The following is a 22,923-nucleotide window of genomic DNA, read 5'->3' as shown; positions in this document are numbered from 1 at the left end:
AAGTCAGATAAATAGAGAATTACGGCACGTCATAACCCAGCGCGGCTTTACGGATGCGGAACCACTGCTGACGGGTCATGTTAAGCTGCTCTGCCGCCAGGGCAGAGCGCACGCGTTCGATTTTACCGGAACCGATGATCGGCAGCGGCTGGGATGGCAGGCGTAAAATCCATGCATACACCACCTGCTCGATGGTTTCGGCGTTCAGCTCCTGGGCCACCTGCGCCAGCTCATCGCGCAGCGGCTGGAAGGATTCGTCGTTGAACAGACGTCCACCGCCGAGGCAGGACCAGGCCATCGGGCGGATGCGCAACTGCTGGAGCTGATCCAAGGTGCCGTCCAGCAGCAGCGGCTGATACACCGGGGAAATCTCAACCTGGTTGGTCGCGAGGGTGAACGGCAGACGCGACTGCAGCAGCGCAAACTGGGCTGGCGTGAAGTTGGAGACGCCAAAGTGGCGCACCTTGCCGCTCTGGTGCAGGGCGAGGAAGGCTTCGGCAACCTCATCGGCATCCATCAGCGGGTCGGGACGGTGAATCAACAGCAGGTCGAGATAATCGGTCGCCAGATGGGTGAGAGACTGCTCGGCGCTGCGAATAATGTGGTCGCGGTCGGTAATATAGTGGCCGAGGGCATGCTCTGGCTTCGCGGTGGTGGCGATCCCACACTTAGTGACGATCTCCATGCGCTGGCGCAGCGCCGGGGAGAGCTTCATCGCCTCGCCGAAGGCCGCTTCGCACTGATAGCCACCATAAATATCGGCGTGATCGACGGTGGTGATCCCCAAATCCAGATGCTCTTCAATAAAGCTGACCAGCTGTTGGGCGGACATGTTCCAGTCCATCAGACGCCAGTAGCCCATCACAAATCGGGAAAACTCCGGGCCCTGCGGGGCAAGGGTAATACGCTGAACCATAGTTATTTCCTTTAAAAAAATCTGCGGAGAGTATACGCCTTTACGGGGCTAAAACAGTGAGGGCTGCTGCGGTTCTTCGGCTTCGGTGGGTTTGTTTGCGCGCATTTTACGCAAAAGACGCTGACGGCACAGGCGCAGGATCTCCTGCTTCTGGGCATCGCTCATGGACTGCCAGTTAAACCGCTCTTCCCGGCTGCGCATACAGCCGCGGCAGAATCCGCGCTCATCCGACTGGCAAATGCCCCGGCACGGGCTCTGGACAGGAAAGAACTCCAGTTGTTCAGCCACACGCACCTCCCCGGACCCAAGATTTAGTAAAGTGAAGACCTTAAGCCGGGGTTACGCAAGAGGACAACCACAGAATTGTGGCATTAAGGTTTCACTAATCTTCGCTCCCTATACTCGCCTCATCAAAATAATCCCCGGTTTTAATGATGATGCTGATATCCAGAAAGTTACAGTGTAACGATACAAAGTTTACCCTGGGCTGCGCACTCCTGTTTACCCTATTAAACGCCCTCTTTATTCACCGCAGCTGGCAGGTGATCTCCCCGGCGCGGCTGCATGATTTTATCTTTGCCCTTACCGTGCCGCTGGTGCTGTTCTGCGGCTGGGTTATCGTCTTCAGCATTCTCAATATTCCCCTGATCCGCAAACCGCTGCTGGTAATGCTCACCCTGGGCTGCGCGGCGGCGACCTGGTTTATGTTCACCTACGGGGCGGTGATTGATCAGAATATGATGGTCAACGTCTTCGAGACGAATTCCCAGGAGGCAACGGCGCTGATTACGCCTCAGCTGCTGCTGTGGCTGGCCGTCGCCGGGCTGATCCCTGCCGTGGTGCTGGCGATGATCCGTATCCGTCCGGGTAAGTGGTGGCAGACGCTGCTGATGCGGGTGGCGGCGATCCTCGCAAGCCTTGTGGTCATCATTCTGGTGGCGGCGGTTTTCTATAAGGATTACGCCTCGCTGTTTCGCAATAACAAAGGCATTGTCAAAATGGTGACCCCAGCCAACTACATCAGCGCCATCGCCAAATACAGCAAGGCACGCTGGTTCGCGGGCGACCAGACCTTAATTCGTCTTGGGGAAGATGCACAAAAAGGCCCGGTGCTGATGGCGCAGCATAAAAAAACCGTGCTGGTGCTGGTGATCGGTGAAGCCTCCCGGGCGGAAAACTACTCCCTGAACGGCTATAGCCGCGATACCAACCCGGAGCTGAAAAAGGAGGACGTGATTAACTTCCCGCAGGCCTCCTCCTGCGGTACCGAAACGGCCGTCTCCGTCCCCTGCATGTTTTCCGGGATGCCGCGTAAAAAATACGATGCCGATCTGGCCCATCATCAGGAAGGGCTGCTGGACGTGCTGGGCCATGCCGGGGTGAACCTGCTGTGGCGGGACAACGACGGCGGCTGTAAAGGTGCCTGCAACCGCATCCCGCACACCGACATGACGCAGTGGAAGCTGGATCAATTCTGTAAGGACAAGTCCTGTATTGATGACGTTAACCTCTATCGGCTGAACGACACCCTGGATGGCCTGAAGCAGGATACGGTGCTGGTGATCCACCTGATGGGCAGCCACGGTCCGGCCTACTATGAGCGCTATCCGGCGCAGTACCGCAAATTCACCCCGACCTGCGACACCAACCAGATCCAGGACTGCGATCATCAGGCGCTGATAAACACCTATGACAACACCATCCTGTACACCGACAGCATCGTGAGTCAAACCATCGACGCCCTGAAAGCGCGTCAGGCGACGATGAATACGGCGCTGGTGTATCTCTCGGATCACGGCGAATCGCTGGGAGAGAACGGACTCTATCTGCACGGCACGCCGTACATGCTGGCCCCTTCGCAACAGACGCACATTCCGTTTATGTTCTGGCTGTCGCAGGACTATAAAAAGAACTTTGGCGTAGATGAGCAGTGCCTGCGTGACCAGGCCGCGAAAGAGGCGGTGTCACAGGACAACCTCTTCTCCACGGTGCTGGGGATGATGAATATCCAGACCTCGGTTTATCAGTCGCAAATGGATCTGCTTAGCCACTGTCGCCGAACATAAAGCTTGCATTAGACCGATTGGTCTACTACATTGACGTCATGAATAAGCATACTGAACACGATACACGCGAACATCTCCTGGCGACCGGCGAGCGTCTTTGCATGCACCGCGGGTTTACCGGGATGGGTCTGAGCGAGCTGCTGAAAACTGCCGACGTGCCGAAGGGGTCGTTTTATCACTACTTTCGCTCAAAAGAGGCGTTTGGCGTGGCCATGCTGGAGCGCCACTATGCAGACTACCATCAGCGTCTGGCCAACCATTTCGCCAGCGGCAAGGGCAACTCTCGCCATCGTGTTCTGGCTTATTATCAGGAGACGCTGACCCAGTTCTGTGCCCAGGGCATTATCAGCGGTTGCCTGACGGTTAAACTCTCTGCCGAAGTGTGCGATCTCTCCGAAGATATGCGCACGGCGATGGATAAAGGAGCTACGGGTGTCATCACCCTGCTGGCGCAGGCGCTGGCGAAGGGGCGGGACGAAAAATCCCTCACCTTCGTCGGTGAGCCGCTTACCCAGGCGCAGGTGCTCTATTCCCTGTGGCTGGGTGCCAACCTGCAGGCCAAAATGTCCCGCAGCGCGCTGCCGCTGGAGAGCGCGCTGGATCATGTGAAGAACATCATTGCTACGCCTGGCAGTTAACAGGCGTTTTTATTTATCGATTTACTAGACGACCGGTCTACTCAGGAGCCATTATGTCAGCCGAAAAATTATTTACCCCGCTCAAAGTGGGCGCGATCCAGGCCCCAAACCGTGTCTTTATGGCACCCCTCACCCGTCTGCGCAGTATCGAGCCAGGCGATATCCCGACGCCGTTAATGGGCGAATACTATCGCCAGCGCGTCAGTTCGGGGCTCATCATCTCTGAAGCCACGCAGATCTCAGCCCAGGCTAAAGGCTATGCTGGCGCACCTGGCCTGCACAGCCCGGAGCAGATCGCCGCGTGGAAGAAAATTACCGACGGCGTGCACGCCGAAGATGGCCGCATCGCGGTTCAGCTCTGGCACACCGGGCGTATCTCCCACAGCAGCATCCAGCCTGGCGGTCAGGCGCCGGTGTCTGCCTCTGCGCTTAACGCAGGTACCCGTACCTCCCTGCGTGATGAGAACGGCAACGCGATTCGCGTGGATACCACAACCCCGCGCGCGCTGGAGCTGGACGAAATCCCGGGCATCGTGAACGATTTCCGCCAGGCCGTTGCCAATGCCCGCGAAGCTGGCTTCGACCTGGTAGAGCTGCACTCTGCCCACGGCTATCTGCTGCACCAGTTCCTCTCCCCTTCATCTAACCAGCGTACCGACCAGTATGGCGGCAGCGTGGAGAACCGCGCCCGTCTGGTGCTGGAGGTGGTGGATGCCGTCTCGAAAGAGTGGAGCGCAGACCGCATCGGGATCCGCGTCTCGCCGATTGGCTCTTTCCAGAATGTGGATAATGGCCCGAACGAAGAAGCGGACGCCCTGTACCTGATCGAAGAGCTGGCAAAGCGCGGCATCGCCTATCTGCACATGTCCGAGCCAGACTGGGCTGGCGGCGAACCCTACTCAGATGCGTTCCGTCAGAAAGTGCGTGACCGCTTCCCGGGTGTGATCATCGGCGCGGGCGCCTATACGCCGGAGAAAGCCGAAGATCTGATCAACAAAGGGCTGATTGATGCCGTGGCCTTTGGCCGCGCCTACATTGCAAACCCGGATCTGGTTGCCCGCCTGCAGCGCAAAGCCGAGCTGAACCCGCAGCGTCCGGAGAGCTTCTACGGCGGCGGCGCAGAAGGTTATACCGATTATCCCTCTTTATAATCCCTGCATTGATAGCGGCGACAATTCGCCGCTATACTAAAACATCGTTTCTGTTCAAGATGATAAAAAGCTAAGAGGATAATATGCGCCTACTTCACACCATGCTGCGCGTTGGCGATCTGCAACGTTCCATCGAGTTTTACACCAACGTGCTGGGCATGACCCTGCTGCGTACCAGCGAAAACCCGGAGTATAAATACTCCCTCGCCTTCGTGGGTTACGGCGAAGAGAGCGAAGAAGCGGTTATCGAACTCACCTATAACTGGGGTGTGGATAGCTACGAGCTGGGCACTGCCTACGGTCACATTGCGCTGGAAGTGGATAACGCAGCGGAAGCCTGCGAGCGTATCCGCAAAAACGGTGGCAACGTCACCCGTGAAGCGGGTCCGGTTAAAGGCGGCACCACGGTGATTGCCTTCGTTGAAGATCCGGACGGTTACAAAATTGAACTGATTGAAGCCAAAGACGCCGGTCGCGGTCTGGGCAATTGATCCTGACGGGCGCGCAATGCGCCCGTTGTTTTACTGCATCTCATTGCGAAATTTGCCATAATGCGCACTGCTTTTTTCCCCTTGTAAGAGATCCAGATGTCCGATAACGCTCAACTTACCGGTCTGTGCGACCGTTTTCGTGGTTTTTATCCTGTCGTGATTGATGTCGAAACCGCTGGATTTAATGCCAAAACCGATGCGCTGCTGGAAATTGCCGCCATCACGTTGAAAATGGATGAACAGGGCAATTTGCTGCAGGACTCCACGCTGCACTTCCACGTTGAACCCTTTGAAGGGGCGAACCTGCAGCCTGAGGCGCTGGCGTTTAATGGCATCGATCCCCATAACCCGCTGCGCGGGGCAGTGAGCGAATATGACGCGCTGCATGCCATCTTCAAAATGGTGCGCAAGGGAATGAAAGACCAGAACTGTAATCGCGCGATCATGGTGGCGCACAATGCCACATTCGATCACAGCTTTATGATGGCTGCCGCCGAGCGCGCGTCGCTCAAGCGTAACCCGTTCCATCCGTTTGTAACCTTCGATACCGCGGCCCTGAGCGGGCTGGCGCTGGGGCAGACCGTACTCTCCAAAGCCTGCATCACCGCCGGTATCGATTTTGACGGCACCCAGGCGCACTCCGCGCTTTACGACACCGAGCGCACGGCAGAACTGTTTTGTGAAATCGTTAACCGCTGGAAACGCCTTGGCGGCTGGCCGTTACCGGACGCCGAAAACAACGCATAAAAAAAGCGACCGCAGGGTCGCTTTTCTATTTACCGGAGCGCGGATTTACTCGGCGCCTGGCTCTTCTGATTTGTATTTTGCAGCCGTCTCTTTGATCAGCTGTTGCAGTTCGCCGCGCTGGTACATCTCAATCAGGATGTCGCAACCGCCAACCAGTTCACCGTCCACCCACAGCTGCGGGAAGGTCGGCCAGTTAGCGAATTTTGGCAGCTCTGCGCGGATATCCGGGTTCTGCAGAATATCAACGTAAGCAAAACGTTCGCCACAGGCAGACAGCGCCTGGACCGCCTGAGCGGAGAAACCGCAGCTTGGCAGCTTCGGAGAACCTTTCATGTACAGCAGGATCGGGTTTTCTGCGATTTGTTGCTGAATTTTTTCAATAGTAGTGCTCATGTCTTGCTTCCTTTAACTTCTGTTACGGCAATAGTCTGACATTGTAGCGTTTCAGGCCGACTACGGAAAATAACATTTTCGTCACCTCTGTGATTTTACCGCGCGGGAGGTAAAGTTGCATTGCAAACCTAACTTATCGCGTGATTCCCTGCGGCTTTGTTCAGCGAATGTACAAAACACCCCATTCAAATTCTGATTTTTTGCACTCCTTAACGAAACGCAGTTTTAGATGCAAAAAGAGTATTAACGTCAGGGCTTTTTATAGATTAGAATCGACAAGTTTTGTAAATCATACGCAGGCTTATTTATCACCTGCAATTACCAGGGGAATGCCCAGTGGCGCGAATAAATACATTCTCGATCACGCTCTGTGCTTTGCTGTTTTCATCTCTTACCTTCACGCCGGTGGCAAACGCCTCAGAGCAGGCGCGGCCTTCTGCCGCCCATAAAACGCATCTGGCGAAAGCAACCGAACCCAAGAAAAAAAGCAGCACCAGCAAAACCACCAAAAAAGAGAGCACGAAAAAAAGCACCACCAGCAAAAAGAGCAGCAGCAAAAAAAGTAGCCTCGCTAAAACACAGCCAGCCACCTCCAGCAAGAAAAGCAAAAATTCCTCCCGCAGCGCGACCCGTTCAACACAAACCGCCTCCCGCGCTGTGACAGAAAAATGTACTACCCGTAAAGGCCGCAAAGCGCAGTGCGTAAAAACCAGCAAAACCACGACGCTGGCTGAAGCGCACAAAGTCCGGGTGCAAAAAGCGCAGAAAACGGCGTTAAACAAACTGATGGGCCAGATTGGTAAACCTTATCGCTGGGGCGGTTCCTCGCCACGTACCGGCTTCGACTGCAGCGGCCTGGTTTATTATGCCTATAAAGATCTGGTTAAATTCCGTATTCCGCGCACCGCGAACGAGATGTACCACCTGCGTGACGCCTCCCCGGTCGATCGCGGCGAACTCGAGAGCGGCGATCTGGTGTTCTTCCGCACCCGGGGTCGTGGCACCGCCGATCACGTGGGCGTTTATGTGGGCAACGGCAAATTTATCCAGTCGCCGCGCACCGGCCAGGACATTCAGATCACCTCCCTGAGCGAAGACTACTGGCAGCGCCATTACGTCGGCGCTCGCCGCGTGATGAAACCCAACACCCTGCGTTAATCCCCTGCCCCGCTGGAATACCAGCGGGGTAAGTTCCTCTTTTGCATACCCTTTCAATTTGCTACTCTACCCCTTCATTCAATAGGGTTATTGGATGGATCACTATAATAAGGAGAGAAGCAATGTCGTTTGAATTACCTGCATTACCGTATGCAAAAGACGCCCTGGCTCCGCACATCTCTGCGGAAACCCTGGAGTATCATTACGGCAAACACCACCAGACCTACGTAACCAACCTGAACAACCTGATCGCCGGCACCGACTTTGAAGGGAAAACGCTGGAAGAGATCGTGCGCAGTTCCGAGGGGGGCGTGTTTAACAACGCCGCTCAGGTGTGGAACCACACCTTCTACTGGCACTGCCTGGCCCCACAAGCGGGTGGCGAACCGACGGGTGAACTGGCAGACGCCATCGCCGCGGCCTTCGGCAGCTTTGCGGAATTTAAAGCGAAGTTCACCGACGCTGCGGTAAAGAATTTTGGCGCAGGCTGGACCTGGCTGGTGAAAGAGGCGGACGGCAAACTGGCGATCGTTTCCACTTCCAACGCGGGCACGCCGTTGACAAGCCACGCCACCCCGCTGTTAACGGTGGACGTCTGGGAGCACGCCTACTACATTGATTACCGCAATGCGCGCCCGAACTACCTCGAGCATTTCTGGGCGCTGGTAAACTGGGAATTTGTGGCGAAGAACTTCGCGGCATAACGAAAAAAGCAGAAGGCCCGGCCTTCTGCTTTATTGTTTTATTCGGTAGCGCAAACCGCTTCAGGCTGTTTTCTGTCGGCAGTCAGCACCAGCAGCAGCCCCAGTGCCGCAATGATAGCGCCCATCACCGGAACGAAGCTGTAACCCAGGCCGCCCGAAATCACCGCCCCACCGGCCGCCGCCCCCAGCGCATTCCCGAGGTTGAACGCTCCGATATTGACGGAAGAGGATAGCCCCGGCGCATCGCTCGCGACACGCATCACGCGCATCTGCAGCGGCGGTACTACCGCAAAGGTCGCCATCCCCCATACCACCATCGCAAACGCCGCGCCCACTTCGTTACGCGCCAGCCATGGGATCGCCAGCATGATGACGATCAGCAGCAGCAAAAAACCCTTCAGGGTGCCGCTCACGGAGCGGTCCGCCAGCTTGCCTCCGAGGAAATTGCCCAGCGAGAAACCAACGCCAATCAGCACCAGCATCGCGGTGAAAAAGGCTGGCGTCGCGTTATTAATGTCATGCAGAACCGGTGCAATGTAGGTGTAAAGCGTAAACATCGCCCCGGCGCCGAGCACCGTGGTCAGCAACGCCGAGAGCACCTGCGGGCGCATCAGCACCGCCAGCTCTTTGCGCACTTCCGGCTTTTCGCCCGCCCCGCCCGCTGGCAGGGAAAAGAACAGCGCGATCATGGAAACCACGCCCAGCAGCGCAGTCGCCAGGAAGGACATACGCCAGCCGATCGCCTCGCCCATCCAGGTCGCGGCAGGTACGCCGCCGATGTTGGCGATGGTCAGCCCCATAAACATGGTTGCCACGGCGCTGGCCTGTTTGTGCTTCGGCACCACGCTTGCGGCAACCACCGACCCGAGACCAAAGAAGGCGCCATGGTTGAGGCTGGTCAGAATACGTGACAGGAGCAGCGTGGTGTAATCCGGCGACAGCGCAGACAGAACGTTACCGAGGGTAAAGATCGCCATCAGGAAGATCAGCGCGTTACGGCGACCGCGGTGCGACAGCAGCAGGGTCATCAGCGGCGCCCCCACCATCACGCCGATGGCGTAGGCGCTGATCAGCATGCCTGCAGCGGGAATAGAGACATCCACGCCCCGGGCGATAACCGGTAACAGCCCCATCGGGGAAAACTCGGTGGTGCCAATACCAAAGGCGCCAATGGCCAGGGCCAGCAGCGGAAAATTGATTCTCATACTTCAACTCCAGACACCGTGTCGTCAGGCGACACAGAACAATGAAGGCGAAAGCATGACATCAATCACAAAAAATGAGAAGTTAACAATTTGGCAAAAGATTTTTGCCGGACGCGTAACAATAAAGGCAGGAAGACGAGGGAGCGATAGCTCCCTCGCGAATATCAGTGCAGCGCAGCCGTCAGACCGCTCGCAACGATCAGACCCAGAACAATAATGGTGGTAACCAGCGAAAACTTAAGATCGGTACTCATCAATTTTTCTCCTTTTGAATCACCCCATGAAGAGTGAGCCTGCTCATTTTTGCACAGTTCAGGGTAAAAATCTTGCTGGATTTAGATTGATATCCATTTTTACTCTTCCCCTTTTGGTCAAGATCAGACAAAATTCCACGCTAAATTTATTAGCGTACCGGCCATTGACCCCCTCCTGACGTCCTGTGTCGTTTTCCCGGCGTACCGCAATTCAAATTGCGCAATTAGGGCGAGTGAAGGCAAACGTTTACCTATTGGTTTTTCAGGAGTTTAGATATGGTCTGGAGTGACATCTGATGGCAACAATTAAAGACGTAGCGAAACGCGCAAACGTTTCCACTACAACCGTATCACATGTTATTAACAAAACCCGCTTTGTCGCGGAAGAGACGCGTAATAACGTCTGGGCAGCGATTAAAGAGCTGCACTACTCTCCGAGCGCCGTGGCCCGCAGTCTGAAGGTGAATCACACCAAATCGATCGGCCTGCTGGCGACCAGCAGCGAAGCCCCCTACTTCGCAGAAATTATTGAAGCGGTAGAGAAAAACTGCTTCCAGAAAGGTTATACCCTGATCCTTGGCAACGCCTGGAACAGCCTGGAGAAACAGCGGGCCTATCTGTCGATGATGGCGCAAAAGCGCGTCGACGGCCTGCTGGTGATGTGCTCCGAATACCCGGAGCCCCTGCTGACGATGCTGGAAGAGTATCGCAACATCCCGATGGTGGTGATGGACTGGGGCGAAGCGAAAGCCGACTTCACCGACTCGGTGATCGATAACGCCTTTGAAGGCGGCTACATGGCAGGACGGTATCTCATTGAACGCGGTCACCGCGACATCGGCGTTATTCCGGGGGCGCTGGAGCGCAATACCGGTGCCGGGCGTCTGGCCGGTTTTATGAAGGCGATGGAAGAAGCGTTAATCACGGTGCCGGAAAACTGGATCGTGCAGGGCGACTTTGAACCGGAGTCCGGCTACCGCGCGATGCAGCAGATCCTCTCCCAGAGCCCGCGCCCGACCGCGATTTTCTGCGGCGGCGACATTATGGCGATGGGCGCCCTGTGCGCCGCCGACGAGATGGGGCTGCGCGTGCCGCAGGACGTTTCGCTGATCGGGTATGATAACGTGCGCAACGCCCGCTTCTTCACCCCGGCCCTGACCACTATTCACCAGCCAAAAGATTCGCTAGGGGAAACGGCCTTCAACATGCTGCTTGACCGTATCGTCAACAAGCGCGAAGAGTCGCAGTCCATTGAAGTGCATCCGCGTTTGATCGAACGCCGCTCCGTCGCCGATGGCCCGTTCCGCGACTACCGCCGTTGATCCGCTCAGGGAGCCAGTATCTCTGGCTCCCGCAGCCACTCCCTGTTCATCGTTTCACTGTCCCCCAGATAATCCAGCAGCCACGCCAGCGCCGGTGACATATCGTTTTGTTGCCATGTGAGGCAGCAGGCCGCATCCGGGAAGGGGTTTTCCAGCGTCAGCTCCACCCATTTGCCGCTGTCGATCCACGGGCGGGCGAAATGAACCGGGACCATCCCCACGCACAGCCCGGCCGAGAGGCAGGTTGCCGCCGATTCCCAGTCCGGGGTAACGATCCGCCGCTGGTTGTCCAGAAGCCAGGTGATACGTTTTGGCAGCGAGCGGGAGGTGTCTTCCCGCACCAGCGACGGCCAGTTGCGCAAGGTATCATCGCTGAGCGGGCCGGGGAGCGCGGCCAGGGGGTGATGGCTCGCCACCACGCAGATCCAGCTCAGCATGCCCATATCGCGAAACGCATAGCGCCCCCCCACCGGGATGGCCTGGGTCGCGCCGATTGCCATCTCCACCCTGCCGTCCGCCAGCGCATCCCACACGCCATTAAAGACCTCCTGGGAGACCCGCAGCTCGACGTCGGAGAAGTGACGGTAAAAGTCGACAATCATCTGCCGGGTGCGCTCGGGGCGAACAATGTTGTCCACCGCGATGGAGATGTGCCCGCGCCAGCCGTTGGCGATCTGCTGGCACTGCTCCCGGGTGATCTGCATTTTTTTGATAACAGAGCGCCCTTCCTTAAGAAACCACATGCCCGCTGGCGTCAGCTCCACGTCGCGGTGACGCCGTTCAAACAGCGGCACCGCCAGCCACTCCTCAAGTTGACGCACCGTATAACTGATGGCCGAGGGAACACGGTGCAGCTCCTGCGCTGCGCCGCTGAAACTGCCGTTACGCGCCACGGCGTCCACCACTTCAAGGGAATATTCAGACCACATTTTCTGCCTGCAAAAAATTTGAATGCAACCGCCAAATATTAGCGTTTCACAAGCGGGATTGCACTGCCTACACTCAGCGGCTATCTCAACCTGCACCCATAAGGACAATAAAACTATGCAACCCAGGAAAGGATTTTTAGTCTGGCTCGGCGGCCTGAGCGTACTCGGCTTCCTCGCCACCGATATGTATCTGCCTGCCTTCTCGGTTATGCAGGAAGATTTGCAAACCCCCGCTGCCGCCATCAGCGCCAGCCTGAGCCTGTTCCTGGCCGGTTTTGCCTTCGCGCAGCTGTTATGGGGACCAATGTCCGACCGCTTTGGACGTAAGCCGGTTCTGCTGGCAGGCTTAGCCATTTTCGCGCTGGGCTGCCTGGGCATGCTGTGGGTGCGCGATGCCACCTGGCTGCTGGTGCTGCGCTTTATCCAGGCAGTAGGCGTCTGCGCCGCGGCGGTCACCTGGCAGGCGCTGGTGACGGATTACTACCCGGCCAACCGAACCAACCGTATTTTTGCCACCATCATGCCGCTGGTCGGGCTGTCACCGGCGCTGGCGCCGCTGCTCGGCAGCTGGATCCTCGCCCACTTCAGCTGGCAGGCCATTTTTGCCGTGCTGTTTGCCATCACCCTGGTGCTGATGATCCCGGCGTTTTTCCTGAAACCTGTGGCGGCAAAAGCAGAGCAGCCTGAATCCCGCGTGACGTTCTTCACCCTGCTTCGCTCCCGCATCTATCGCGGTAACGTGCTGATCTACGCCGCCTGTTCCGCCAGCTTCTTCGCCTGGCTGACCGGCTCGCCGTTTATCCTCAGCGACATGGGCTACAGCCCGGCGGCGATCGGCCTGAGCTACGTGCCGCAAACTATCGCCTTCCTGATTGGCGGCTATGGCTGTCGCGCCGCCCTGCAAAAATGGCAGGGTCATCAGATGCTGCCGTGGCTGCTGGGCCTGTTCGCGATCAGCGTGATCGGCACCTGGGCGGTCGGGTTTATCCCGGGCGTGGGCCTGGCGGAGCTGCTGGTGCCCTTCTGCCTGATGGCGGTGGCAAACGGCGCTATTTATCCTGTCGTGGTGGCGCAGGCGCTGCGTCCCTTCCCGCAGGCCACCGGCAGCGCGGCGGCACTGCAGAACACCCTGCAGCTGGGCCTCTGCTTCCTTGCCAGCCTGCTGGTCTCCTGGCTGATTGCCACCCCGCTGCTGACCACCACCAGCGTGATGGTTGCGACCGTAGTGCTGGCCGCTCTGGGCTACCGGATGCAGTATCTCCCTGCCCTCAGGCAGCATAACGAGATGCAGACTGAGACCTCCCGCGCCTGAGGAGATAACTGATTAGGGTGCTAACGAATTTCTGTTGAAGCACCCATTTATCAGGCCTATACTTATTAGCGCATTCTGATAAATACGAAAATTATTAAGTATTAACGGGAGCCGGAGTGCTCCCGTTTTAGCATGGATGGCCTTTCGGCAAGGGTTGTCTCCCTTCCTCTGTTCTACGTCGGATATTAGCCTCGCGGGTTACACCGTGAGATTTCTCACAACCCCCAAAGAGCGGCTACGCTGTTGAAGGGTTCTGATCACATCATGTGGTGGAGAAGCTATGAGTTCATCGTGTCTGGAAGAAGTCAGCGTTCGCAAAGATAACTGGTACCGGATAATCAATGAAATGCTGAGCCGAGCAGGGATCACCATCAACGGCCCGGCATCCTTCGATTTGCAGGTCAAACACCCCGATTTTTTTAAACGCGTCCTGCAGGAAGGCTCCCTTGGCCTTGGCGAAAGCTATATGGACGGCTGGTGGGAGTGCGAGCGCCTCGATATATTTTTCAATAATGTCCTGCGGGCGGGCCTGGAACAACAACTGCCCGGCCATATCAAGGATACCCTGCGTATTGCCGCGGCCCGCCTGTTCAATCTGCAAAGTAAAAAGCGCGCCTGGATTGTCGGCAAAGAGCATTACGATCTCGGCAACGATCTGTTCAGCCGTATGCTCGACCCGGCCATGCAGTACTCCTGCGGATACTGGAAACAGGCGACAAACCTTGAGCAGGCGCAGCAGGATAAACTGCGACTCATCTGCGAAAAACTGCAGCTGGAACCCGGCATGAGGGTGCTGGATATCGGCTGCGGCTGGGGTGGCCTGGCAGAGTTTATGGCGCAGCACTATGGCGTCAGCGTGGTGGGCGTCACCATTTCAGCGGAACAGCAGCGCATGGCGCAGACGCGCTGCGCCGGTCTGGATGTCACCATTCTTTTGCAGGATTACCGCGACCTGAACGACCAGTTCGATCGCATCGTTTCGGTGGGGATGTTCGAACACGTGGGGCCGAAAAACTACCGCACCTATTTCGAGGTGGTGGATCGTAACCTGAAGCCCGACGGCCTGTTCCTGCTGCATACCATCGGTTCGCGCAAAACCGACCATCGCGTCGATCCCTGGATAGATAAGTACATCTTTCCGAATGGCTGTTTGCCCTCGGTTCGCCAGATTGCCAATGCCAGCGAATCCCATTTTGTGATGGAAGACTGGCATAACTTTGGCGCCGACTACGATACCACCCTGATGGCATGGCATGAGCGCTTTATTGCCAGCTGGCCGGAGATCGCCGACAACTATTCTGAACGGTTTAAACGGATGTTCAGCTACTATCTGAACGCCTGCGCCGGGGCGTTTCGCGCCCGTGATATTCAGCTGTGGCAGGTGGTATTCAGCCGCGGCGTGGAGCACGGCCTGCGGGTTGCCCGCTAAAAAAATACCCCGGCATGCCGGGGTATTTTTTATCACGCGTCGTTGAGCGTCTGTTGAATGGCGGCGGCCTCTTTCGCCGCCAGCACGCGCTCTACGGTATCCACCACCGCCTGGGTTTGCGGGTCGATCTCGATATTCACCCTGTGGCCCAGCTTTTTGCTGCCGAGCGTCGTGCGCTGCAGCGTCTCCGGGATCAGGTGCACGCAGAAGCGGGTTGGCGTTACTTCACCCACGGTCAGGCTGATGCCGTCCACGCCGATAAAGCCTTTATAGAGGATGTATTTCATTAATGACGGATCCTGAACTTTAAACCAGATTTGACGGTTATTTTCCGACGTCAGGATTTTGGCAATTTCCGCAGTGGTCATAATATGGCCCGACATTAAATGTCCGCCAATTTCGTCGCTGAATTTCGCGGCGCGTTCAACGTTAACAATATCACCCTCAACCAGATCGCCAAGATTGGTGATACGCAATGTCTCTTTCATTAAATCAAAGCTAACCAGGTTACCGTTAATGTCGGTTACCGTCAGGCAACAGCCGTTGTGTGCAACCGATGCCCCGGTCTCCAGCCCATCGAGCATCTCATCCGGCAGGGCGACGACGTGGGTGCGGAAGTTGGGTTTTTCATCAATGGACACCAGCTTCGCGGTGCCCTGCACAATACCAGTAAACATACTTACGACTCCTGTTTGTTCCTTCGGTGGTAACACCGTTTAATCCCACCACAATAACAGTTGAAAATAGAGGTTGCCAGTACCCACCTTTTCTGGCGTTTTTTTCACTAGATAATTAGCTTATCCCCGCTACAATAGCTGGACTTCCCCGCATCTTCTTTTTGCTGTTTTTTCACAGCGACTTTTATTCTTTCAAATAACAACAATATCAAAGGTGTTCACGTGCAGAAGTACATGAGTGAAGCGCGTCAGTTATTAGCTCTGGCAATCCCGGTGATACTCGCGCAAATCGCCCAGACCGCAATGGGATTTGTCGATACCGTAATGGCAGGCGGCTACAGCGCCACCGACATGGCGGCGGTGGCTATCGGCACCTCTATCTGGCTCCCGGCTATCCTCTTCGGCCACGGCCTGCTGCTGGCACTGACGCCGGTCATCGCCCAGATGAACGGCTCCGGGCGTCGCGAACGTATCGCCCATCAGATCCGCCAGGGCTTCTGGCTGGCCGGTTTTGTTTCAGTGTTGATCATGATCGTGCTGTGGAACGCCGGCTATATTATTCACGCCATGCGCAATATCGATCCGGCCCTGGCGGATAAGGCCGTCGGCTATTTACGTGCCCTGCTTTGGGGTACACCAGGCTATTTATTCTTCCAGGTGATGCGTAATCAGTGTGAAGGCCTGGCAAAAACCAAACCGGGCATGGTCATGGGCTTTATCGGCCTGCTGGTCAATATTCCGGTGAACTACATCTTTATTTATGGTCATTTCGGCATGCCGGAACTGGGCGGTGTCGGCTGCGGCGTCGCCACGGCGGCGGTCTACTGGGTGATGTACTTCGGTATGCTCTCCTATGTGAAGCGCGCCCGCTCCATGCGCGATATCCGCAACGACGCGGGGTTCAGCAAGCCGGACATGGATGTGGTTAAACGTCTGGTGCAGCTCGGCCTGCCCATCGCCCTGGCGCTGTTCTTCGAGGTGACGCTGTTCGCCGTGGTCGCGCTGCTGGTCTCTCCGCTGGGGATAGTAAACGTGGCTGGTCACCAGATCGCCCTTAACTTCAGCTCGCTGATGTTCGTTCTGCCGCTGTCGCTTGCCGCCGCGGTGACCATTCGCGTGGGCTATCGCCTCGGTCAGGGCTCAACCCTGGATGCGCAGGTCGCGGCGCGCACCGGCATTGGCGTCGGCATATGCATGGCGTTCTGCACCGCGCTGTTTACCGTCACGCTGCGGGAGCAGATCGCCCTGCTCTATAATGACAATCCGGAAGTGGTGCTTCTTGCCTCCCAGCTGATGATGCTGGCGGCGGTGTATCAGCTCTCCGACTCCATCCAGGTGATCGGCAGCGGCGTGCTGCGTGGTTATAAAGATACGCGTTCGATCTTCTTTATTACTTTTATCGCCTACTGGGTGCTGGGTCTGCCGAGCGGTTATATCCTCGCGCTCACCGATCTGGTCGTGGATCGCATGGGCCCGGCCGGTTTCTGGATGGGCTTTATTATCGGCCTGACCTCCGCCGCCGTGATGATGATGCTGCGTATGCGTTATTTACAGCGCCAGCCCTCCAGCGTGATTTTGCAACGCGCCGCGCGTTAATGACCCACCAGCCGCCTGCGGGCGGCTACTTTCTCTTCATTTTGCGCGGGAATACAGCAATCGCGTGAAATCTGAAAGAAAATTGCAGTTTGCCTCTTGCCTCGTGCGGCCACTGCCGCTAATATCCGTCCCCGTTGTCACACACAACATTGCGTTCATAGCTCAGTTGGTTAGAGCACCACCTTGACATGGTGGGGGTCGTTGGTTCGAGTCCAATTGAACGCACCATTCTGCGTCCGTAGCTCAGTTGGTTAGAGCACCACCTTGACATGGTGGGGGTCGGTGGTTCGAGTCCACTCGGACGCACCATTTCAGTCCTGAAATGGTGCAACTCCTCTTCTTATCTGATTTATCGCTTCCATCCCTGTTTCTGAGTTGCTCATCACCGGTTTTCTACCACACTTATCCTGCATGGCATTTATCCCATGGATTCGGTAAAAAACAGCAGGTGGACATAATGAAAAAGATCGCCATTGTCGGGGCTGGCCCCACCGGTATTTATACCCTTTTCTCGCTTCTGAAACTGAACATACCGCTCTGTGTCACCGTCTATGAGCAGGCTGAAGAGGCAGGCGTCGGCATGCCTTACAGCGATGAAGATAACTTACGCATGATGCTGGCTAACATCGCCAGCATCGAAATCCCGCCCCTGTTCTCGACCTACCTTGAGTGGCTGCGCACCCGGAGTGACGCCCATCTGGCGCGCTACGGCGTGGAAAAATCCGCCCTCCACGACCGCCAGTTCCTGCCGCGTATTCTGCTGGGCCAGTATTTCCGCGACCAGTTCCTGGCGCTTATCGGGCAGGCGAGAACACAGGGTTTTGAGGTCAACGTCAGGGAGTCCTGTCAGGTGACCGACGTGGAGGCCACCCCTCATGGGGTCAATCTGTGGGCCGAGGGTGAACCGGAGCCAGAGCCGTTCGACCTGGCCGTTATCGCCACCGGACACGTCTGGCCTGACGAAGATGCCGCCTCGCGCACCTTCTTCCCGAGCCCCTGGTCCGGGCTGATGGAGGCCAAAATCCCGGCCTGTAGCGTGGGCATTTTGGGCACCTCGTTAAGCGGGCTGGACGCGGCAATGGCCGTGGCCATTCAGCATGGCAAATTCATTGAGCGCGATGATGAAGAGATTCAATTCCGGCTGGATGAGGGCAGCGAGGCGCTGAAGATCGTGCTCATGTCCCGCTCGGGGATCCTTCCCGAAGCCGATTTTTATTGCCCGATCCCCTATGAACCGTTAACCATCGCCACGGAAGAGGCGATTGACGCGGCGATCGCGCAGGGAGCAGAGGGCCTGCTCGACCGCATCTTTGAGCTTGTCGTTGCCGAACTCCAGCAGGCCGATCCGCAGTGGAGTGACGCGGTCGCGTTGTCTACCTTGACGGCGGACAGCATTCGCGAGGCCTGGTTTGCCGACCGGGAGAAACATGGCCCCTTCCGTTGGGCGGTGTCTAACCTCAATGAAGTGGAGCGCAACAAGCGCGATAAACGCACGGTGCCGTGGCGCTATACGATCCTGCGCCTGCACGAGGCCGTCGAGAAGATTGTGCCCCACCTGACTAAAAAAGATCGGGAGCGCTTTAAGGTCGGGCTGGCGCGCGTTTTTATCGACAACTACGCGGCGATACCCTCTCAGTCTATCCGTCGACTGCTGGCCCTGCGCGAGGCGGGCATTATCAGCATCCTGACGCTCGGTGACGATTATGAAATGGCGGTAAAAGAGGACCGGACGGTGATCCACGCCCGGGGCGAAGCCGCTTACTTCGATGTCTTTATCGATGCCCGCGGACAGAAACCCCTCAAGACCAAAGACCTGCCGTTTCCGGTGCTCCGCCACCAGCTGGAATCCGCCGGGGAGGACATTCCTGACGTTGGGGACGACTATACCCTGCTGGCACCAGACTACCTGCGCGGGCGCATCGCATTCGGCGCTCTGCCGTATCTGATGCACGATCGTCCCTTTGTTCAGGGTCTGGTGGTGTGCGCCGAAATCGGCGAGGCGATGGCGAAAGCCGCCGTCCAGCCCGCCTCGCGGGTGCGCAGACGGCTGGATTTTACCGCCGAATAAACGCGGTTTCGCAGGCGGCGGCCAGCGCCAGCAGCGGGGCCTCATCCGCTGCCAGCGAGAGGATCTCCAGCCCCACGGGAAAGCCGCTCCGCGTGCTGCCGCACGGCAGCGTAATGGCGGCGAAACCGCTGATAGCCGCAAGTTCGGGCGCGCAGCCGGGCGGCATTTTATCCAGACTGTCCGGGATCCGGCTCACCGTCGGATAAAGAAACCCGTCAAGACGCTGGTGCTCCGCGATTTGCGCCAGTTCCTGACGCAGCCAACGCTGCAGCTGCCGTCCGGCGCGCCATGCCGGGGTTTTTAACCTGTCGCTGGCGAGCATCAGGTTCAGCAGCGGCGTAAACTCCGGCAAAAATCGCCCGGAAGCGACAATGCCCTGAAGATCTGCCGGGGCGCCCGGATGCTGTTTTAGCCAGGCCTCAAACCCCACCCGAAACTCATACAGACTCAGGCAGGTCGCCCTCTCAATCTCCCCCCGTATCGGCAGGTCAGTCTCCACAAGGAAGGCACCCGCACGCGTCAGCCGCGCAAGAGCGGCGTGCCACACCTCCTGCTGCTGAGCATCACTGCCCTCCAGGGCGCGGATCACCCCAAAGCGCACCCCTTTCAGCGACAGGGGTTCAACGGCGCGTGGCGCGTGGCCGTGGAGGATCCCGTGCAGCAAAGCGGCATCCTGCACGCTGTGCACCATCGGCCCCACCGTATCTTTACTCAGGGAGAGCGGCGCGATGCCCTCCATCTGGGCCCGGCGCACGCGGGGTCTTAACCCCACCAGCCCGGTGTAGCTGCACGGGATGCGGATCGAGCCGCCGGTATCGGTGCCCAGCGCCCCCTCCGCCATCCCGGCCGCGACCGCCGCCGCGCTGCCCCCGCTGGAGCCGCCCGCGGTGATGCCCGGAAACAGCGGGTGATGCACGTCCCCGCCGAGTGAACTGCGGGAGCGAACGTCAAAAGCAAATTCAGACATGTTGGCCCGGGCCAGAATAATCGCCCCGGCGGCGCGCAGCCGTCGCACCACCAGCGCGTCGGTGGCGGGCCGAAGCGCGGCCAGCGCCTGACACCCGGTCGTGAGCGGTAGCCCGGCGCAGGCGATGTTATCTTTGACGATCAGCGGTACGCCGTGCAGGGGCCCCAGCAGATCACCGCGACGGCGCAGCGCCTGGCACTGTTCCGCCTGGGCCTGCGCGTCCGGGTTGATACCAAGAATGGCATTCAGCTGCGGCCTGGCGGCGATAATGGCCAGCCGTCGGGCTATCTCTTCGGGCGCATCCTCAGGAGGGATCAGCCGCATATTTTGCATAGTGTCCTCGTTACACTTATGCCGGAGGCCAGAGCCACGTCTGGCCTCCCGTCGCAGTTAGTCGCGCAGACCGGAGGTAATGGCGTCCAGCGCTTCCGGGCGCAGACGGATCTCCGCTGCACGACGGTGGCCCTGCATCCCCTCGGTACGGCTCTGGCGGATCGCCGGTTCCGCAATGGCGGCGATGCCCTGCTCGTCGATCCACTGATGGGTGCAGATTTTAACGTACGCCCCTACCCACAGCCCGCCGGTATAGCGCGCCGCGGCCATGGTTGGCAGCGTGTGGTTGGTGCCGCAACATTTATCCGAGAACACCACGCTGGCGTTCTGGCCGATAAACAGCGAGCCGTAATTGCGGATTTTCGCTGCGGTGCCGTGCGGATCCCGGGTATGCACCTGCAGATGCTCGGTCGCCATGTAATCGGCGAAGGCGATAAGCTGCTCTTCGCTGTCGCACACCACGATCTCACCCTGACGACGCCAGGCTTCACCCGCCGTCGCGGCGGTCGGCAGCGTCATCAGCTGGCGTTCGATTTCTGCCAGCGTTCCCTCGGCAATCGCCCGGCTGGTGGTTGCCAGCCCGACGCGGGTATGAACGTCATGCTCGGCCTGCGCCAGCAGGTCGGCGGCAATAATGCGCGCATCGGCGCTGTCGTCGGCGATGGTGAAGATCTCGCTCGGCCCCGCCAGGGCGTCAATCCCCACTTTGCCGAACACCTGGCGCTTGGCCTCGTTCACAAAGGCGTTGCCCGGCCCGACAATTTTATCCACCGCCGGCACGCTCTCAGTACCCCAGGCCATCGCCGCAACCGCCTGGGCGCCGCCGATTTTAAAGATGCGATGGGCCCCAGCAAGGTGACAGACCGCAATCATCGACGGGTGCGCCGCGGGCGGCAGGCAGGCAACGATCTGTTCGCAACCGGCCACCGTGGCGGGCACGATGGACATTACCGGGGCGGAGAGGATCGGGTAGCGCCCGCCCGGCACGTAACAGCCCACCGTCTGCACCGGGATAATCCGGTGCCCCAGATGGACGCCAGGCAGGGTTTCCACCTCCAGAGGCTGCATGGTGGCAAGCTGGGCCTCGGCAAAGCGACGCACCTGGGCGATGGCAAACTCGCTGTCGCGGCGGGTCTGCGGATCCATGTCGCGCAGCGCGGTTTCAATCTCCTCAGGGGTGACTTCGAACTGCGCCGGCACCACCTTATCAAACTGCTGCGAGAAGTCTCTCAGGGCCGCATCGCCCTCATCCTTCACGCGGGCAATAATGGCGCTGACCTTGTCGGTTAATGATTTGTCGGCCTGGGCGTCCTGCCCCTGGGGACGTTTGATCCAGCTCACCTGATCCACGATTGACTGTACAGACATTATGCTTCCTCCATTTGACCCAGTTTGATTTGTGCCAGCAGCGCCAGGTGATCGTAGATCACCCACTCGTCGACAATTTTGCCGTTGATAATGTGGTAGTGGGACATGCCCATCACGAACAGACGTTCCCCGGTGGGTTTACCCAGCTCGCCGTAGCCCAGGTGGTGCCCCTCGATGATCCAGCGAATCGCCACCTTGGTGCCGCCTTCCTCACATGGATTAGAGCAGATATGCTGCGGCAGCCAGGCGCCATCGGGGATCATGCCGATCAGGGCCAGCGTCTGGTGCGTGACCGACGCCGTGCCGTACAGCTCTTTCATCAGCGGGCCGTGCCACTGGACGTTCGGGGCATACACCTCTTTGATCTTACCGAGCATGCGGCGGTTATAGATTTCGTGCATCCAGCGCAGGCACTGCTCTTCGGTGTCGGTATGGGCAATGGAGACATCGCAGACCATCTCCGGCGGATACTGCCCCAGCATGCGGCCGTTTTCACCGATGTCGGTGACGCGAAAGCCCTTGTCGAACTGCTCTTTCGCCATGTTGAAGGCGATTTCGTCGGTGTTCAGCCCCAGTTGCTTCATCAGGGACATGTTGTCGCTCACCACCCACTCACGGTAGATCTTGTTCTCGTGGATCATGCAGTCGGCTACGGTACGGGTGACAAAGGTGCGGTTGGTCGGTTTGCCCAGGTGGCTGAACTGGGTGTGACGCCCGCTGCCGGTGACCAGGTGTGAGGTATAAAAACCGTCCACGTCGTTACCGTTCCAGATCACCTGGGTTGCCATGCCGCGACGCTCCGGGAAGGCCACCAGACGCTGGAGCGTATCCTGCACCACCTGCTCGCGGGTATAGAGGGTGCCCAGGGCGTTATATAAAACGCAGTTGTGCGTATAGTGGGTATAAATTAATCCCACGTCGCGCTCATCCCATATTTTATGGGTGCAGCGAACAATATAATCGACAATATCGGTATAACACTCATCGAACCCGCGTAATGATTGCACCCGGGGACGTTTCTCCGGCACTAAATCAATAAAGTCGCGACGCTCAACCTGTAATACCGGTTCATCACGGGTGGGCTTATTGTTTTTTTCAGGTACGGCTGGTGCTTTATTTGTTGCTTCGGTGGAAGACATATGAACCCCTGCTTCTGTTTTCAGACAATACGATCCCGCACCCGGAATGGATGGAGAATG

22 protein-coding genes and 2 tRNA genes are annotated in these 22,923 nt (G+C 57.9%); 14 read left to right on the top strand and 10 right to left on the bottom strand.

What is annotated here, in order from left to right:
- Positions 1-19 precede the first annotated feature (19 nt).
- Positions 20-916, bottom strand: coding sequence for an aldo/keto reductase (locus NB069_RS09645; RefSeq protein ID WP_250589133.1), 897 nt, complete (start codon positions 914-916; stop codon positions 20-22).
- 48 nt (positions 917-964) lie between these two features.
- Positions 965-1,204 carry a DUF1289 domain-containing protein gene (locus NB069_RS09640; RefSeq protein ID WP_250589132.1) on the bottom strand — a complete coding sequence of 80 codons (240 nt, stop codon included), beginning with the start codon at positions 1,202-1,204 and terminating at the stop codon, positions 965-967.
- 149 nt (positions 1,205-1,353) lie between these two features.
- Here NB069_RS09640 and eptA point away from each other — a divergent pair, with 149 nt between their 5' ends.
- The 5 genes from eptA to rnt all read left to right on the top strand — a co-directional run bounded on the left by eptA (position 1,354) and on the right by rnt (position 6,009).
- Positions 1,354-2,982 carry a phosphoethanolamine transferase EptA gene (gene eptA, locus NB069_RS09635; protein ID WP_250589483.1) on the top strand — a complete coding sequence of 543 codons (1,629 nt, stop codon included), beginning with the start codon at positions 1,354-1,356 and terminating at the stop codon, positions 2,980-2,982.
- A 38-nt stretch (positions 2,983-3,020) separates the two neighbouring features.
- On the top strand, positions 3,021-3,620 hold the full coding sequence (locus NB069_RS09630; RefSeq protein ID WP_250589131.1) for a TetR/AcrR family transcriptional regulator: 600 nt from the start codon (positions 3,021-3,023) through the stop codon (positions 3,618-3,620).
- A 53-nt stretch (positions 3,621-3,673) separates the two neighbouring features.
- A complete protein-coding gene (locus NB069_RS09625; protein WP_250589130.1) occupies positions 3,674-4,771 on the top strand; it encodes an alkene reductase in 1,098 nt (365 codons plus the stop codon).
- A gap of 83 nt (positions 4,772-4,854) precedes the next feature.
- Complete coding sequence (gene gloA / locus NB069_RS09620) at positions 4,855-5,262, top strand: lactoylglutathione lyase (protein ID WP_250589129.1); 408 nt, start codon at positions 4,855-4,857, stop codon at positions 5,260-5,262.
- 96 nt (positions 5,263-5,358) lie between these two features.
- Positions 5,359-6,009, top strand: a complete 651-nt coding sequence (gene rnt, locus NB069_RS09615; RefSeq protein WP_138368829.1) for a ribonuclease T — start codon at positions 5,359-5,361, stop codon at positions 6,007-6,009.
- A 45-nt stretch (positions 6,010-6,054) separates the two neighbouring features.
- Here the strand turns inward: rnt and grxD are convergent, their stop codons facing one another.
- Positions 6,055-6,402: a monothiol glutaredoxin 4 gene (gene grxD, locus NB069_RS09610; RefSeq protein WP_250589128.1), complete on the bottom strand. Its 348-nt coding sequence runs from the start codon at positions 6,400-6,402 to the stop codon at positions 6,055-6,057.
- 336 nt (positions 6,403-6,738) lie between these two features.
- On the opposite strand from grxD, the gene NB069_RS09605 reads away from it, so the two are divergent.
- Positions 6,739-7,560: a C40 family peptidase gene (locus tag NB069_RS09605; protein WP_250589127.1), complete on the top strand. Its 822-nt coding sequence runs from the start codon at positions 6,739-6,741 to the stop codon at positions 7,558-7,560.
- 122 nt (positions 7,561-7,682) lie between these two features.
- The gene (gene sodB, locus NB069_RS09600; RefSeq protein ID WP_250589126.1) at positions 7,683-8,264 is read left to right on the top strand and encodes a superoxide dismutase [Fe]; all 582 of its coding nucleotides are present in this window, start codon (positions 7,683-7,685) and stop codon (positions 8,262-8,264) included.
- Between the two features lie 38 nt (positions 8,265-8,302).
- Here sodB and NB069_RS09595 read toward each other — a convergent pair whose 3' ends face one another.
- Together NB069_RS09595 and cydH are read right to left on the bottom strand one after the other, a co-directional pair.
- Positions 8,303-9,469, bottom strand: a complete 1,167-nt coding sequence (locus NB069_RS09595) for an MFS transporter (protein ID WP_250589125.1) — start codon at positions 9,467-9,469, stop codon at positions 8,303-8,305.
- Positions 9,470-9,633: 164 nt separating this feature from the next.
- Positions 9,634-9,723, bottom strand: coding sequence for a cytochrome bd-I accessory subunit CydH (gene cydH / locus NB069_RS09590; protein WP_072036634.1), 90 nt, complete (start codon positions 9,721-9,723; stop codon positions 9,634-9,636).
- Between the two features lie 296 nt (positions 9,724-10,019).
- Here cydH and purR point away from each other — a divergent pair, with 296 nt between their 5' ends.
- Positions 10,020-11,045, top strand: a complete 1,026-nt coding sequence (purR, locus tag NB069_RS09585) for an HTH-type transcriptional repressor PurR (RefSeq protein ID WP_039029137.1) — start codon at positions 10,020-10,022, stop codon at positions 11,043-11,045.
- Positions 11,046-11,050: 5 nt separating this feature from the next.
- Here the strand turns inward: purR and punR are convergent, their stop codons facing one another.
- Complete coding sequence (punR, locus tag NB069_RS09580) at positions 11,051-11,974, bottom strand: DNA-binding transcriptional activator PunR (protein ID WP_250589124.1); 924 nt, start codon at positions 11,972-11,974, stop codon at positions 11,051-11,053.
- Positions 11,975-12,089: 115 nt separating this feature from the next.
- Here punR and punC point away from each other — a divergent pair, with 115 nt between their 5' ends.
- Together punC and cfa are read left to right on the top strand one after the other, a co-directional pair.
- On the top strand, positions 12,090-13,286 hold the full coding sequence (gene punC, locus NB069_RS09575) for a purine nucleoside transporter PunC (protein ID WP_250589123.1): 1,197 nt from the start codon (positions 12,090-12,092) through the stop codon (positions 13,284-13,286).
- Positions 13,287-13,566: 280 nt separating this feature from the next.
- Entirely contained in the window at positions 13,567-14,715 is a 1,149-nt protein-coding gene (gene cfa, locus NB069_RS09570) for a cyclopropane fatty acyl phospholipid synthase (RefSeq protein WP_250589122.1), read from the top strand.
- A 32-nt stretch (positions 14,716-14,747) separates the two neighbouring features.
- Here the strand turns inward: cfa and NB069_RS09565 are convergent, their stop codons facing one another.
- Positions 14,748-15,392 carry a riboflavin synthase subunit alpha gene (locus tag NB069_RS09565; protein ID WP_250589121.1) on the bottom strand — a complete coding sequence of 215 codons (645 nt, stop codon included), beginning with the start codon at positions 15,390-15,392 and terminating at the stop codon, positions 14,748-14,750.
- Between the two features lie 222 nt (positions 15,393-15,614).
- Here NB069_RS09565 and mdtK point away from each other — a divergent pair, with 222 nt between their 5' ends.
- The 4 genes from mdtK (at position 15,615) to NB069_RS09545 (ending at position 19,056) form a co-directional block, all read left to right on the top strand.
- On the top strand, positions 15,615-16,988 hold the full coding sequence (mdtK, locus tag NB069_RS09560; RefSeq protein ID WP_250589120.1) for an MdtK family multidrug efflux MATE transporter: 1,374 nt from the start codon (positions 15,615-15,617) through the stop codon (positions 16,986-16,988).
- A 151-nt stretch (positions 16,989-17,139) separates the two neighbouring features.
- Positions 17,140-17,216 (top strand) — tRNA-Val (locus NB069_RS09555).
- A 4-nt stretch (positions 17,217-17,220) separates the two neighbouring features.
- A tRNA-Val gene (locus NB069_RS09550) sits at positions 17,221-17,297 on the top strand.
- Between the two features lie 148 nt (positions 17,298-17,445).
- On the top strand, positions 17,446-19,056 hold the full coding sequence (locus NB069_RS09545) for an FAD-NAD(P)-binding protein (RefSeq protein WP_250589119.1): 1,611 nt from the start codon (positions 17,446-17,448) through the stop codon (positions 19,054-19,056).
- On the opposite strand, the gene NB069_RS09540 is transcribed toward NB069_RS09545, so the two are convergent.
- From NB069_RS09540 to NB069_RS09530, 3 genes are read right to left on the bottom strand one after another with little or no spacing between them, the layout of a single operon-like run.
- Positions 19,043-20,356 (bottom strand): amidase family protein, encoded by a 1,314-nt coding sequence (locus tag NB069_RS09540; RefSeq protein ID WP_250589118.1) that lies wholly within the window; start codon positions 20,354-20,356, stop codon positions 19,043-19,045. The genes NB069_RS09545 and NB069_RS09540 overlap by 14 nt on opposite strands.
- A gap of 57 nt (positions 20,357-20,413) precedes the next feature.
- Entirely contained in the window at positions 20,414-21,724 is a 1,311-nt protein-coding gene (gene hisD / locus NB069_RS09535; RefSeq protein WP_250589117.1) for a histidinol dehydrogenase, read from the bottom strand.
- Positions 21,724-22,863, bottom strand: a complete 1,140-nt coding sequence (locus tag NB069_RS09530; protein ID WP_250589116.1) for an ester cyclase — start codon at positions 22,861-22,863, stop codon at positions 21,724-21,726. Before NB069_RS09530 ends, hisD begins: the two co-directional genes overlap by 1 nt.
- Positions 22,864-22,923 lie beyond the last annotated feature (60 nt).

The sequence above is a fragment of the Leclercia adecarboxylata genome (assembly GCF_023639785.1).
Taxonomy (GTDB): domain Bacteria; phylum Pseudomonadota; class Gammaproteobacteria; order Enterobacterales; family Enterobacteriaceae; genus Enterobacter; species Enterobacter adecarboxylatus_D.
The sequence above is the reverse complement of the archived record's forward strand: the minus strand, read 5'-3'. Positions and strand labels throughout refer to the sequence as shown.